This window comes from Georgenia daeguensis (assembly GCF_039537705.1).
GTDB lineage: Bacteria > Actinomycetota > Actinomycetes > Actinomycetales > Actinomycetaceae > Georgenia > Georgenia daeguensis.
Window position 1 is genome coordinate 67,750 of the sequence record NZ_BAABBA010000003.1, and the last position, 12,460, is coordinate 80,209.

Below are 12,460 nucleotides of genomic sequence, written 5' to 3' on the forward strand. Positions count from 1 at the left end.
TCGTCCAGGATCGAAGACCCGTCACGGCCAGGTCCACGCGGGCCGATCCAGCAGGCCCTCCTGCCCGACGACGACCGTCTCGCCCGCCTCCTTCGCGAGCTCCAGCATGACGACGCGGTCCCGCCCCTCGGTGCCGCCGTCGGGGGAGTCCGGCACACCGGCGTCCGTGCCGCCTGCGGTGGCGAGCTCGGTGGCCAGCGCCGTGGAGTGCGTGACGACGACGACCTGGGTGTGCCGGGTGGCCCGCACCGTCATCCGGGCCAGTGCGGGCAGCAGATCCCGTCGTCGGCCAGGGCCGAGGTGCGCGAGCCGGGCCGCGGGGAGCGGGCCGGGGAGCCGGGGTCGGTGCGCAGGTGGTCGTAGAGGCGCCACGAGCGCAGCTTCTCGCGCAGCGTGACGAGCTCCGGCGCGCGGTTCGGGTCGGCGACGACGTCGAGCATCGACTCGTGGGGCCGGGCCGCCTTGGTCAGGGTCTCCCAGCCGTGGTCGCCCCGGGTGCGCACGTGCGGGCCGCGTCGCTCGGTGAGCACGGCTGACGGGCGCGCCACCGGGCCCGCCCACACCGTCTCCTGCTTGACCTCCGGGTCGCGCTCGAAGGGTCGGTCAGCCCCGTGGGCTGCGGCAGCCCGAGGGCGAGGGCGTACCCGGTGTCCTCGCCGGTGACGCCGAGCTCGACCCGCACCGGCCGACGGCGGACCGTGCCCTGGGTGCCGCCGCCCTGCTCGGGCCGGCCCACAGCGCCGACGGCAGGCCGCCCTCGCGAGCCGGCGCCGGCGGGCGCGCCCTCCCGGGCCGTGGCGGCGAGGAGGTGCAGGGCCCGGTAGACGTTGGCGACGGTGGTCAGCACCGCGCCAGGTCCGCGACCGCGGTGGCCGCCATGTCAGTCCGCCGGCTGGGCGAGGCCCTCGACGACCTCGGCGCCCGGCAGGGCCGTGAGGACCTCGCCGGGGACCAGCAGCTTGGACCGGCGCACCCCGGAGCCGACGATCGACTGGCCGTGCGCCACGCGGGTGTCGAGCAGCAGCCGCCACCCGGGCGGTAGCCCGAACGGGGTGATGCCGCCCAACTCCATCCCCGACGCCTCGACCGCCCGCTCGGTGGGCCAGAAGGACGCCTTGCGCACGTCGAGCAACTTGCGCACGGTCGTGTTGACGTCGGCGCGGGTGGTCGCGCGCACGACGCAGGCGGCCACCCGCTCCTCGCCGGCCCGCCTGCCGGCGACGAGGACGCAGTTCGACGAGACCTCCGCGGGCAGGTCGTAAGCCTGGGTCATCGCGGCCGTGTCCGCCAGCTCGGGGTCGATCTCGGCGACGAGCACCTGGGCCGCGGCGTCGGAGGGCAGCGCCGCGATCGCGGCGTGGACGGGCGGGGCGAGGAGGTCCGGGCGCTCACGGGCAGGCACCCACACCAGAGCGCCGAAGACGACGTCGTCGAGCTCGCCGAGCACCGCCGTCGGCTCCTCGGCGTCCATCGGTGGCGAGCCGAGGTCCGTGCCGGGCTCCGGCTTCGCGGGCTCGCGGCCCGCCCCCTCCGGCTGCGCCGTCGTCACGCCTGGAAGGTGGCCGTCAGCGTGGCCCGGGCGATGGTGTGGAACAGGGTCGTGATCGCCGCCTTGGTGGGCGTGACGTCCTCGTCCAGCTCCAGGGTCTCGGTGTCGAGGGCGTGCACCGCGAAGAAGTACCGGTGCGGGCGGTCCCCGGCGGGCGGGGCGGCGCCGGCGTACGCGTGCTCGCCGCCGTCGTTGCGCAGGTGGAAGGCGGCCCCGGGGAGCATGAGGTCGGACTCGCCCGCGCCCTGCTCGAGCTCGGTGATGTCGGTGCCCAGGTCGAGCACGTTCCAGTGCCACCAGCCCGACGGCGTCGGCGCGTCCGGGTCGAAGCAGCTGACGACGAACCCGCGCGTGGCCTCGGGGAACCCGGACCACGACAGCTGCGGGGAGACGTTTCCGCCGCGCTGGCTGTGCACCGGGTCCATCGGCGCGCCCTCGGTGAGGTCGCTCGAGGTCAGCGTGAACGACGGCACGGCGGGGAGCTTCTCGTAGGGGTCCTGGGCGAGCGGGCGGTCGAGATTCACAGCGGATCCTTCCGTCGGTCGGTGGTCGTGCTGGGACCAACCTAGGGCCTCGCCCGGCCCGGCGTCGTCCCGCGTCACCGGCGTGCCGGAGCGGCCGGCGGACCTAGGTCCCCGCCCCTGGGGTGATCCGCGTCATACAAATGAGGGTACGTGCGACGAGGAGGTCGGCAGTGTTCCAGGTCCGCATCCACGGGCGCGGCGGTCAGGGCGTGGTCACCGCCGCCGAGCTGCTCGCCGACGCCGCGTTCCGGCAGGGCCGGCACGCCCAGGCCTTCCCCAGCTTCGGCTCGGAGCGCACGGGCGCGCCCGTGGTCTCCTTCTGCCGGATCGCCGACCGGCCGATCCGGGTGCGCGAGCCCGTCCTCGTGCCCGACGCCGTCATCGTCCAGGACCCCACGCTGCTGCGCGCCGTCGACGTCTTCGACGGCCTGCGCCCGGAGGGCTACGCCCTGGTCAACTCCCGCCGCCGCCGCCTCGACGAGCTCGGGCTCGGCGAGCGGGTCGCTGCCCTGCCGCCCGGGCACGCGGTCACGGTGCCGGCCACCGAGATCGCCCTGGAGCACGTCGGGCGCCCGCTGCCCAACGCCGTCCTGCTGGGCGCCTTCGCCGCCCTGCACGCGGGGCTCGACCTCGACGCCGTCGTCGCCGCCCTGCGGGACCGGTTCCCCGGCGAGGTGGGGGAGAAGAACGTCGCCGCCGCGCTCGCGGCGCACGACGCCGTGGCCCGGCGCCTGGCGGAGAAGGAGGACGTTCGTGCGTGAGCAGATCGAGGGGTCGCGGGCCGTGGCCCGCGCGGTGGCCGGGGCGCGCCCGCAGGTCATCTGCGCCTACCCCATCTCCCCGCAGACCCACATCGTCGAGGAGCTCTCCCGCCTGGTGAAGGCGGAGGAGCTCGTCAGCGAGTACGTCAACGTCGAGTCCGAGTTCGCCGCGATGTCGGTGGCGATCGGGGCCTCGGCGACGGGCGCCCGCGCGTACACGGCCACCTCCAGCCAGGGGCTGCTCTACATGGTCGAGCCGATCTACAACGCCTCGGGCATGCGGCTGCCGATCGTGATGACGGTGGCCAACCGGGCGATCGGAGCCCCCATCAACATCTGGAACGACCACTCCGACGCCATGAGCCAGCGCGACTCCGGGTGGCTCCAGCTCTACGCCGAGGACAACCAGGAGGCCGCCGACCTCCACGTGCAGGCCTTCCGCATCGCCGAGCAGCTGTCCGTGCCGGTCATGGTGTGCATGGACGGGTTCGTCCTGACCCACGCCTTCGAGGAGGTCGACGTCCCCGAGCAGGAGCAGGTCGACGCCTTCCTGCCGCCGTTCAGCCCGCGCCAGCGCCTCGACCCCGACGAGCCCGTGACCATGGGCGCGATGGTCGGGCCCGAGACGTTCACCGAGGTGCGCTACCTCGCCCACCAGGTCCAGCTCGACGCCGTCGAGGTGATCGAACGCGTCAGCAACGAGTTCCGCTCGGTCTTCGGCCGCGAGTCCGGCGGGCTGGTGCGCCCCTACCGCACCGCGGGCGCGGAGACGGTCGTCATCGCCCTCGGGTCCGTGCTCGGCACCCTCAAGGACGCGGTCGACGACGCCCGGGCCGCCGGCGAGCACGTCGGCGTCCTGGGGATCACCTCGTTCCGCCCGTTCCCCTACGACGCCGTCCGCGAGGCCCTCGCCGAGGCGCGCCGGATCGTCGTGCTCGAGCGGGCCTTCGCCCCCGGCGTGGGCGGCATCGTCACCCAGGACGTGGCGACGGCGCTCGCGGGCTCCGGCGCCGAGGTCACCACCGTCGTGGCCGGGCTGGGCGGCCGGCCGATCACCCAGGGGTCGCTGCTCGGGATGCTCGACGACGCCCTCGCCGGGCGCCTGGGGCGACTGACGTTCCTCGACCTGGATCACGAGGTCGTCGAGCGCGAGATCGCCCGGGACCGGGCCGAGCGACTTGAGCGCGCCGACCGGCGCGGCCGGACCGACGCCGTCGGCGCGGCACGCTGAGGAGGAGAGATGACCACGACGCCCGTGCGCTTCTACCAGGTCGGCAGCTTCGCCGTCGGCAACCGCCTGCTCGACGCCGACCTCGCCAGCGTCCAGGCCGACCCGGACCGGGCCAACGCCCTGACGTCCGGGCACCGCGCCTGCCAGGGCTGCGGCGAGGCCCTCGGCGCGCGCTACGTCCTCGACGCCGCCATGGCCGCCGCCGGCGGCCGGATGGTCACCGTCAACGCGACCGGGTGCCTGGAGGTCTTCTCGACGCCGTACCCCGAGACCTCGTGGCGGGTGCCGTGGCTGCACTCCGTGTTCGGGAACGCCCCCGCCGTGGCCACCGGGGTAGCGGCCGCGCTGCGTGCGCTGGGGCGTGACGACATCCGCACCGTCGCCCAGGGCGGCGACGGCGGCACCGTCGACATCGGTTTCGCGTGCCTGTCCGGGATGTTCGAGCGCAACGACGACGTGCTGTACATCTGCTACGACAACCAGGCCTACATGAACACCGGCGTCCAGCGCTCCGGCGCGACCCCGCCGGCGGCGCGCACCGCCACCACGCAGGCGGTCGGCCCGCACCCGGGCAACGTCTTCGGGCAGGGCAAGGACGTCCCGCGCATCGCGATGGCCCACGAGATCCCGTACGTGGCCACGGCGACCGTCGCCGACCTGCGCGACCTCGAGGCCAAGGTGGACCGTGCGATGTCGATGCACGGGGCCCGGTACCTGCACGTGTTCGTGCCCTGCCCGCTGGGCTGGGGCGCGGCGTCGAGCCACACCGTGCGCCTCGCGCGCCTGGCCACCGAGTCCGGCATCTTCCCCGTGTTCGAGGCCGAGCACGGCGAGGTCACCTCGGTGCGGAAGATCCGTCGCCAGGTGCCCGTCGAGGAGTACCTCCGGCTGCAGGGCCGCTACGCCCATCTGTTCCGGCCCACCCGGAACGAGGAGGTCCTCGCCCGGCTGCAGGCCGCCGCCGACCGCAACATCGCCCGGTACGGGCTGCTCGGGGACGACGCCGTGCCGGAGCCGGCGAGCGGCGAGCCGGTCCTGACCGGTGCCGCCCCGCACCTGGAGCACCCGGCCCTGCCCAGCGACCACCACGCGCCGTCGACCTCCGCCGGCCCGGCGCTGGACGTGCACGAGGGCCCGGCGATGCCGCGCCCGCCGAAGGAGGCATGAGATGGACAAGCCGTTCGCGATCACCCTGGACGTGGGGTCGTCGCTGGCCAACCGCACCGGTGCCTGGCGGGTCGAGCGGCCCGTGTACCGGGACTTCCTGCCGCCCTGCAACAAGGCCTGCCCCGCCGGGGAGAACATCCAGCAGTGGCTCTACGACGCCGAGGACGGCCACTACGAGCGGGCCTGGCGCACCCTCATGGCCGACAACCCGCTGCCGGCCGTCATGGGCCGCGTCTGCTACCACCCGTGCCAGACCGCCTGCAACCGCGGTCAGCTCGATGAGGCCGTCGGCATCAACGCCGTCGAGCGCTTCCTCGGCGACGAGGCCATCCGCCAGGGCTGGACGGTGCCGGTGACGGCCCCGCCGTCGGGGAAGCACGTCCTCGTCGTCGGAGCCGGCCCGACCGGGCTGTCGGCCGCCCACCATCTGCGCCTGCTCGGCCACGAGGTCACCCTGCGCGACGCCGCCCCGCACCCGGGCGGGATGATGCGCTACGGCATCCCCGCCTACCGGCTCCCGCGGGACGTCCTCGACGCCGAGATCCGGCGCATCGTCGACATGGGCGTGACCCTGGAGCTCGACTCCCGCGTCACCACGGTCGAGCCGGACCTGGCGCGCTTCGACGCCGTCCTGCTCGCCGTCGGCGCCCAGATCGGCAAGCGCGCGTACGTCCCGGCCGGGGAGGCGGCGCGCATCCTCGACGCCGTCCAGGTTCTCCACGACGTCGAGGACGCCGACGCCCCGCAGCTGGGCCGGCGCGTGGTGGTCTACGGGGGCGGCAACACCGCCGTCGACGCCGCCCGCACCGCCAAGCGCCTCGGGGCGGAGGAGGCGATCATCGTCTACCGCCGCAACCGGGAGCGGATGCCCGCGCACGACTCGGAGGTCCTCGAGGCCCTGGAGGAGGGCGTGCAGATGAAGTGGCTCTCCACCATCAGCTACGCCGACGAGGGCCGGCTGACCATCGAGAAGATGGAGCTGGACTCCAGCGGGTTCCCGCACGCCACGGGCGTCCTGGAGGATCTCGAGGCGGACACGGTGGTCCTCGCGCTGGGCCAGGAGTCCGACCTCTCGCTCATCGAGGGCGTACCCGGGCTCGTCGTCGAGCGCGGCGTGGTCGCCGTCGACGACCGGCTCATGACCGGCTGCCCCGGCCTGTTCGCCGGCGGCGACATGGTGCCCTCCGAGCGGACCGTGACCGTGGGGGTCGGGCACGGCAAGCGGGCCGCGCGGAACATCGACGCCTACCTGCGGGGCACGAGCGCCGAGGTGCCGCCGCCCACGCCGGACGCCGAGTTCGGGGCGCTGAACACCTGGTACTACGCCGACGCCCCGCACCAGGTCCGCCCGCGTCTGGAGGGCCCGCGCCGGGCCGGCACCTTCGACGAGGTCGTCCAGGGCCTGACCGCCGGGACGGCCCTGTTCGAGGCGCGCCGGTGCATGTCCTGCGGGAACTGCTTCGGCTGCGACAACTGCTTCGGGGTATGCCCGGACAACGCCGTCATCAAGCACGCCGACGGCACCTACGAGATCGACCTGGACTACTGCAAGGGCTGCGGGCTCTGCGTGGAGGAGTGCCCCTGCGGCGCCATCGAGATGGTGCCCGAGACGCCCTGACCCGAGACGCCCTGACCGGGCGAGCGCGGGAGCGCGAGGACGAACCGGGTGGTCGCGCCCGGTGCCAGCGTGAGCCGGCCGCCGAGCGCGTCCGCCAGCTCCCGCGCGACCGCCAGGCCGATGCCCTCGCCGCCCGAGGTGTCCCCGGAGACCCGGCGGCGGAAGATGTCGCTCGACGTCGGCCGCGGCCCCTCGTCCGCGACGTCGAGCACGAGGTGCGAGTCCTCGCCCCGGGCGGAGACGGTCACCGTCCCGGCGCCGTACTTCAGGGCGTTGTCGATGAGGACGTCGAGGATCTGGCCCACCGGGCCCGGGGTGACCTGGCCCCGGACGGGACCCCCGTCGTCGGCGACGACGTCCCGCCCGTCGGCGGAGGCGTGCCCCGCCCACCGGCGGGCGGCGGCGCGGGCGAGGTCGGCGAGGTCGACGTCGACGGCGGAGGCGGTGAACCGCCCCCGCGCGAGGGCGAGAAGCTCGGTGACCGCGCCCGAGAGCCGGTCGAGCTCGCCGAGGGCGTGCTCGAGCTCCGCGCGTACCTCGGGCGGCGTCTGCGGCCACAGCGAGAGGTCCTCGAGCTCGAGGCGCAGCGCGGTGACGGGGGTGCGCAGCTGGTGCGAGGCGTTGGCGGCGAACTCCCGCTCGCGCCTTACCACGTCCTCCAGCCGCTCCGCGGCGGTGCGCAGGGCGGCCCCGATCTCGTCGGCCTCGGGCACGGAGTAGCGGGGGACGTCGACGTCGAACTGGCCGCGGCCGAGCTTCTCCGCGCTGGCGGCGAGCTCGCCGAAGGGCCGGGAGAGAGCACGCGCCAGCACGACGGCGACGACCGCCGAGACGAGGATCAGCACCAGCCCGATGGCCACCAGGGGGAACAGGGCGTCGGAGACCCGCTCCTCGATCAGCCCGCCGGCCCGGGACAGCGTGACGGTGCCTCCGCCGTCGACGTCGCGAGTCATCACGATGTCCGAGGGGGCGGGGTGGAAACGCGGGCCGGCGACGGTCTCCGTGCCGTCGGGGGCGACGTAGCGCAGCGTCTCCGCCTGGTTGAGCAGCGGGGCGAGCGAGTCCTCGGTGACCTCCTCGCCCTCCGCGAGGTCCTCGGCGAGGACGACGGCGACGAGGTCCACGGACCGCTCGATCTTCCGTTCCTCCTGCTGCTGCACGAGGTTGGCGAGCTGGTAGGCGCGGGGGATCCCGTACAGGGCGACGAGGAGGACCGTCAGCGTGACGAACGCGGCGAGCAGCCGGTCACGCATCGACGTCCTCGAGCCGGAACCCGACCCCACGGACGGCCACGACGCGCGCCCGGGAGCCGCTGGCCTCGAGCTTCTGGCGCAGGCGGCCAACGGCGACGTCCAGGGTCTTGGTCGAGCCGTACCAGTTCTCGTCCCAGACCTTGTCCATGAGGGTCTCGCGGGTCAGCACCGCACCGTGCTCGGAGAAGAGCAGCGCAAGGAGGTCGAACTCCTTCGAGCTCAGGGCGAGCTCCTCGCCGTCGACCCACGCCCGGCGGGAGCGCGCGTCCACGCGCAGGGGTTGCACCCCCTGCTCGGGCTCGCGGACCGGGGCGGACCCGGGCTCTGCGGCGGGTTGTGCGGCGGCCATCCGGACGCTGCGGCGCAGCAGCGCGCGCGAGCGGGCGAGCAGCTCGGAGAGCGCGAACGGCTTGGGCAGGTAGTCGTCGGCGCCGACGTCCAGGCCCACCACCCGGTCGAGCTCCTCGCCGCGGGCGGTGAGGATGATGATGCCGTCGTCGTAGCCGTCGGCGCGGACGCGGTGGCACACCTCGAGGCCGTCGATGTCCGGCAGGCCAAGGTCGAGGATCACCAGCTGCACACCGCCGGCCCCCACCCGCTCGACGGCGGGCAGCCCCTCCGCGACGCGCTCGACGGCGTAACCCTCACGGTCCAGCGTGCGGACGAGGGGAAGGGCGATCCCGTCGTCGTCCTCCACGACGAGCACGGTCTGCTGCACGCCCCCGAGCATAGGGCCGATCGGCGTCCGTAGGGCTCCCCGCGCTCGGGCCGCGCCGGAGCCGGTCCGCGAGGAGCAGCCCGAGGGTGGCGACGGCGAGCGCCGCGGCCGGGAGGTCCAGCCAGCCGGTCGCCGCCACGGGGGTGCCGGGGAGCCCGACCGTCGCCCGCAGGAGCGTGCCCAGCAGCGCCCCCGCCGCGACGAGGGTCGTCAGGAGCCGGGACTCGAAGCAGCCCTCCCGCCAGAGCCGCACCGCCGCCAGCAGGCCGACCAGCCCGAGGCTGCCGAGCAGCAGGGCCAGGTACCCGGCGGTACCGGTCTGGGTGAGGTTGGCGACGGCGAGGGTGGCGCCCGCGACGGCCGCGGACCGGGTGAGCCGGGTGGGTGCGTCTCTCATCAGAACTCCCGGTCCAGCGCGCCGGACTCGGTGACCGGGGCGGTGGAGGAGGCGACGCCGGCGAGGCTCTGCACGGCTGCCGACGGCGTCCACACCATCGCCGAACCCGTGGTGACGGTGCGGAGCTGACCGTTGGAGCTCGGGGCGGCCGTCAGTGTCACGGTGATGACGGTGCGGGTCGCGCCGTTGACCGTGACCGCCGTGGCGCTCATCGTCGCGGCCGCGGTGGCGGTGTTCTTCTGCAGGTAGTCCCCGTTCAGGACCACCGAGCCGAGGTTGACCACCGAGCCTGTGCGCTGGACGTCGAGGGTGTCGCCCGTGTTGCCCAGCCCGAGCAGCTTGCCGTCGCGCAGGCGCAGGGTGACGGCCAGCGGTTCGCCGGTCCAGCCCGGAGAGACGGTGTTCAGGTTCACCTGCTGGCTGTAGGTAAGGGTCAGCGTGTCGCCCGCGTCCGGCCGTCCGGCGAGCGGGCCGCCGTTGGCGGTCTGGACGTCGAGGCCGCGCAGCGGGAGGTTGTCGACCTGGCGCCCGGCGACCGTGGCCGACGTCGTGGTGACGCCGGTGCCGTCCACGAGCAGCGCGCGCAGGTCGTACAGGCCGTTGGTCACGGTGGTGGTGTCCCAGCCGCAGGTGTACGGGGCGGTCGTCGTGGTGCACACGTCCGTCCAGGTGGCCGTCCCGGCCGGGGCGCGCTGGATCGTGACGGACCGGACGCCGGCGGTGGAGCTGGCCGCCGCCTTCAGGGTCACCTTGCCGGTGAGGAAGGCGCCCGGGTCCTCCAGGGAGACGGCGGAGACGGTGTTGTCGACGCTGCGGCTCGTCACCGCGGCCGACGTGGTCACGTTCCCCGCGGCGTCGGTCGCCACCGCCCGGAAGGCGTAGGTGCCGTCCGCCAGGGCCGTGGTGTCGACCCGGCAGGAGTACGGCATCGCCGAGACGGTGCACAGGTCTGACCAGGCGCCGCCCGCCCGCTGCGCCTGCAGCGTGACAGTCGCGATGCCGGAGACGGCGTCCGTGGCCACGGCCTGGAAGGTCCGGGTGCCGCTGAGCGGGGTGCCCGGGTCGGTCATCGTCACCGTCGGCGCCTCGTTGTCGACGAGGACGTTCGGGACGACGGCGGAGGTGGCGACGACGTTGTTGCTGCTGGAGAGGGCGACGGCGCGCAGGTCGAACTCCTCGTTGGTGAAGCGCGTGGTGTCCCAGGGGCACGTGTACGGCGCGGTGCTGTCGGTGCACAGGAGCTTCCAGGTGCCCGAGCCCGCGACGGAGTGCTCGAGGCGGACCGCGTAAGAGGTGGTGCCCGCGTTGTAGACGGTCGCGGTCAGCGTCACGGCGCCGCGGACGGTCTCGCCCGGCTCGGCCAGGACGACCAGCAGCTTGTTGGCCACCGTGGTGCGGACGGTGTGGGACGTGGCGGCGTAGCCGGCGCGGTCGGTCGCGCGGGCGCGCAGGTCGTACGTGCCGTCGGTCAGCTTGGTCGTGTCCCAGGTGCAGCTGTACGGGGCGGCGGTCGCCGTGCACACGGGCATCCAGGACGAGCCGTTCGCGGCCAGGTGCTCGATCGTCACGGTCGCGACCCCGGTCTCGCCGTCGGCGGCGTCCGCGGTCAGCACGACCGAGGCCTGGGACGGGACGGCGGGCGCGCGCAGCGAGACGGTGGGCGGCGTCCAGTCCGCGGCGGCGGTGACGGTGGAGGCCGCGTTCGTCGTCGTCGACGTGAACGCGGCGGTGGAGAACGCAGGAAGGCCTGCCACCGCGGCCACCAGGGCAGCGGTGAGCAGGAGGACGAGGCGCAGGACTCTCATGCGGCCACCTCCGCGCCGGCCGGGCGGCGCTCCCCGCGGAGGGCGCGGACGACGTCGGCGAGGCTGCGCAGGGCCACGAGGGCGGCCGGGACGCCGATCACGAGGATGCGAACGGCCGGGTCGGCCAGGGCCATGAAGACGTAGCCGAGGAAGGGGACGGTGAACGACACCACCGGCTGGACCTCGTCGACCAGCTGAAAGGTCCAGGGGTCGGCATCGGCGTTGGCGTCGCCCTGCGTGCGCAGGAGCGGCGTGCCGTCCTCGGCCGTGGTGATCTCGGTGATGCGGTGGGTGACGAGGTTGTCGACCCCCGCGTCGGCCGGCGGCATGTAGGTGATGACGTCGCCGACCTCCAGGGCTGCGACCGGCACCGTGCGCTCGAACGCGATCGAGCCCTTCTCGAAGGCGCCCGACATCGAGCCGCCGGTGATGACGTAACGCTGGTACCCCAGGAGCCCGGGCAGCAGGTAGATCGCTGCAACCAGGGTGACCGCCACCAGCAGCACGTTCCCGACCAGGGGGAGGGCGCCGGGCAGCCGGGGGGTCCTGCCGGGCGCGGTGCGGGAGGCGCGGGTGGCGGTGGTGGTCATGTCGGGCTCCTGGGGAGTCTGCGGGGGTGGCCGGCCCGTCGAGGGGAACGGGCCGGCCGGGGTGCCGGTTGGGGGAGGCCGGCGGGGCGGGACGTCAGAGGCCGGGAACGAAGGCCGCGACGCCGTCGACGAAGCTGGTCTCCTGGCCGCCGAGCTGGACGGAGTCCCAGACGTAGGTCGCGCTCGCGGACCTGCCCTGCTCCGCGTTGGTGGCGGCGGCGTCGAGCGAGACGGTGAAGACGTAGGTGCGGGCGGTGCCGGCGGCGAAGTCACCGAGCGGGTTCTTCTCGCCGTCCTTGAGGGCGCCGAACGTTCCGTCGAAGACGACCGTGCCGGCCGTGTCCTTGATGTTCAGGCGGAGGTTGGCGTCCGAGAAGCCGTTGACGGAGTCCTTCTCGGTGAGCGAGAAGGTGGCGGGAAGCGTGCCGGTGTTCGTCAGTGTCAGCTCGCCGGTGACGACGTCGCCCGGCTTGATGTTCTTCAGGGCGAAGATCGCCTCTCCCTCGGCCGAGTTCGACTGGGCGAGCGTGCCGGAGGCGACACCGCTGGCCGCGTTGGAGGAGGTCGAGGTGAAGGTCGCACCCGAGCCGACGGCGACGGCGCCGGCGGCGAGGAGCGTGGCGAGCGGGACGAGCACGCGGCGGCTGCGGCGGGCGGGGGCGGCGGTGGTGGCGGTAGCGTTCATGAGGTTCTCCGATTCGGTGCAGTGGTGGTCCGGAAGGCTTGACAGGAACGCTACGGACGGCCCCTCCACGATTCGGTGACACCCGGTGCCCGCCTCATCCACGGCTGGGTAACGGTTTTGCGGACGGCCCCGGTACGGGTGAGTTACCTTGAGCCATAACGA

The 12,460-nt window shown here is 74.1% G+C and carries 14 protein-coding genes; 4 read left to right on the forward strand and 10 right to left on the reverse strand.

The window, feature by feature from the left end; translation table 11 throughout:
- Positions 1–21: 21 nt before the first annotated feature.
- From ABD774_RS03690 to ABD774_RS03705, 4 genes are all read right to left on the reverse strand, one after another.
- Positions 22–255 (reverse strand): hypothetical protein, encoded by a 234-nt coding sequence (locus ABD774_RS03690; protein ID WP_345037807.1) that lies wholly within the window; start codon positions 253–255, stop codon positions 22–24.
- Positions 252–548 carry an AAA family ATPase gene (locus ABD774_RS03695; protein WP_345037809.1) on the reverse strand — a complete coding sequence of 99 codons (297 nt, stop codon included), beginning with the start codon at positions 546–548 and terminating at the stop codon, positions 252–254. The genes ABD774_RS03690 and ABD774_RS03695 overlap by 4 nt, the downstream gene beginning before the upstream one ends.
- Before the next feature lie 332 nt (positions 549–880).
- Complete coding sequence (locus tag ABD774_RS03700) at positions 881–1,471, reverse strand: YbaK/EbsC family protein (RefSeq protein WP_345038259.1); 591 nt, start codon at positions 1,469–1,471, stop codon at positions 881–883.
- Between the two features lie 74 nt (positions 1,472–1,545).
- Entirely contained in the window at positions 1,546–2,073 is a 528-nt protein-coding gene (locus ABD774_RS03705; protein WP_345037811.1) for a YbhB/YbcL family Raf kinase inhibitor-like protein, read from the reverse strand.
- A 170-nt stretch (positions 2,074–2,243) separates the two neighbouring features.
- Here ABD774_RS03705 and ABD774_RS03710 point away from each other — a divergent pair, with 170 nt between their 5' ends.
- The 4 genes from ABD774_RS03710 to ABD774_RS03725 are packed head-to-tail and all read left to right on the forward strand — an operon-like array spanning position 2,244 to position 6,850.
- Positions 2,244–2,834, forward strand: a complete 591-nt coding sequence (locus ABD774_RS03710) for a 2-oxoacid:acceptor oxidoreductase family protein (RefSeq protein WP_345037813.1) — start codon at positions 2,244–2,246, stop codon at positions 2,832–2,834.
- Positions 2,827–4,065 (forward strand): transketolase C-terminal domain-containing protein, encoded by a 1,239-nt coding sequence (locus tag ABD774_RS03715; protein WP_345037815.1) that lies wholly within the window; start codon positions 2,827–2,829, stop codon positions 4,063–4,065. Before ABD774_RS03710 ends, ABD774_RS03715 begins: the two co-directional genes overlap by 8 nt.
- Before the next feature lie 9 nt (positions 4,066–4,074).
- On the forward strand, positions 4,075–5,232 hold the full coding sequence (locus ABD774_RS03720; protein WP_345037817.1) for a thiamine pyrophosphate-dependent enzyme: 1,158 nt from the start codon (positions 4,075–4,077) through the stop codon (positions 5,230–5,232).
- 1 nt (position 5,233) lies between these two features.
- Positions 5,234–6,850 (forward strand): NAD(P)-binding protein, encoded by a 1,617-nt coding sequence (locus ABD774_RS03725; protein ID WP_345037819.1) that lies wholly within the window; start codon positions 5,234–5,236, stop codon positions 6,848–6,850.
- On the opposite strand, the gene ABD774_RS03730 is transcribed toward ABD774_RS03725, so the two are convergent.
- From ABD774_RS03730 to ABD774_RS03755, 6 genes are all read right to left on the reverse strand, one after another.
- Positions 6,775–8,103, reverse strand: a complete 1,329-nt coding sequence (locus ABD774_RS03730; RefSeq protein ID WP_345037821.1) for a sensor histidine kinase — start codon at positions 8,101–8,103, stop codon at positions 6,775–6,777. The two genes, ABD774_RS03725 and ABD774_RS03730, sit on opposite strands and share 76 nt — an antisense overlap.
- Complete coding sequence (locus ABD774_RS03735; RefSeq protein ID WP_486327261.1) at positions 8,096–8,833, reverse strand: response regulator transcription factor; 738 nt, start codon at positions 8,831–8,833, stop codon at positions 8,096–8,098. Before ABD774_RS03735 ends, ABD774_RS03730 begins: the two co-directional genes overlap by 8 nt.
- The gene (locus ABD774_RS03740; protein WP_345037826.1) at positions 8,748–9,218 is read right to left on the reverse strand and encodes a hypothetical protein; all 471 of its coding nucleotides are present in this window, start codon (positions 9,216–9,218) and stop codon (positions 8,748–8,750) included. Before ABD774_RS03740 ends, ABD774_RS03735 begins: the two co-directional genes overlap by 86 nt.
- On the reverse strand, positions 9,218–11,023 hold the full coding sequence (locus ABD774_RS03745) for an Ig-like domain-containing protein (protein WP_345037828.1): 1,806 nt from the start codon (positions 11,021–11,023) through the stop codon (positions 9,218–9,220). The genes ABD774_RS03740 and ABD774_RS03745 overlap by 1 nt, the downstream gene beginning before the upstream one ends.
- A complete protein-coding gene (locus tag ABD774_RS03750; protein ID WP_345037830.1) occupies positions 11,020–11,613 on the reverse strand; it encodes a signal peptidase I in 594 nt (197 codons plus the stop codon). Before ABD774_RS03750 ends, ABD774_RS03745 begins: the two co-directional genes overlap by 4 nt.
- 94 nt (positions 11,614–11,707) lie before the next feature.
- Positions 11,708–12,298, reverse strand: a complete 591-nt coding sequence (locus ABD774_RS03755; protein ID WP_345037832.1) for a TasA family protein — start codon at positions 12,296–12,298, stop codon at positions 11,708–11,710.
- Positions 12,299–12,460 lie beyond the last annotated feature (162 nt).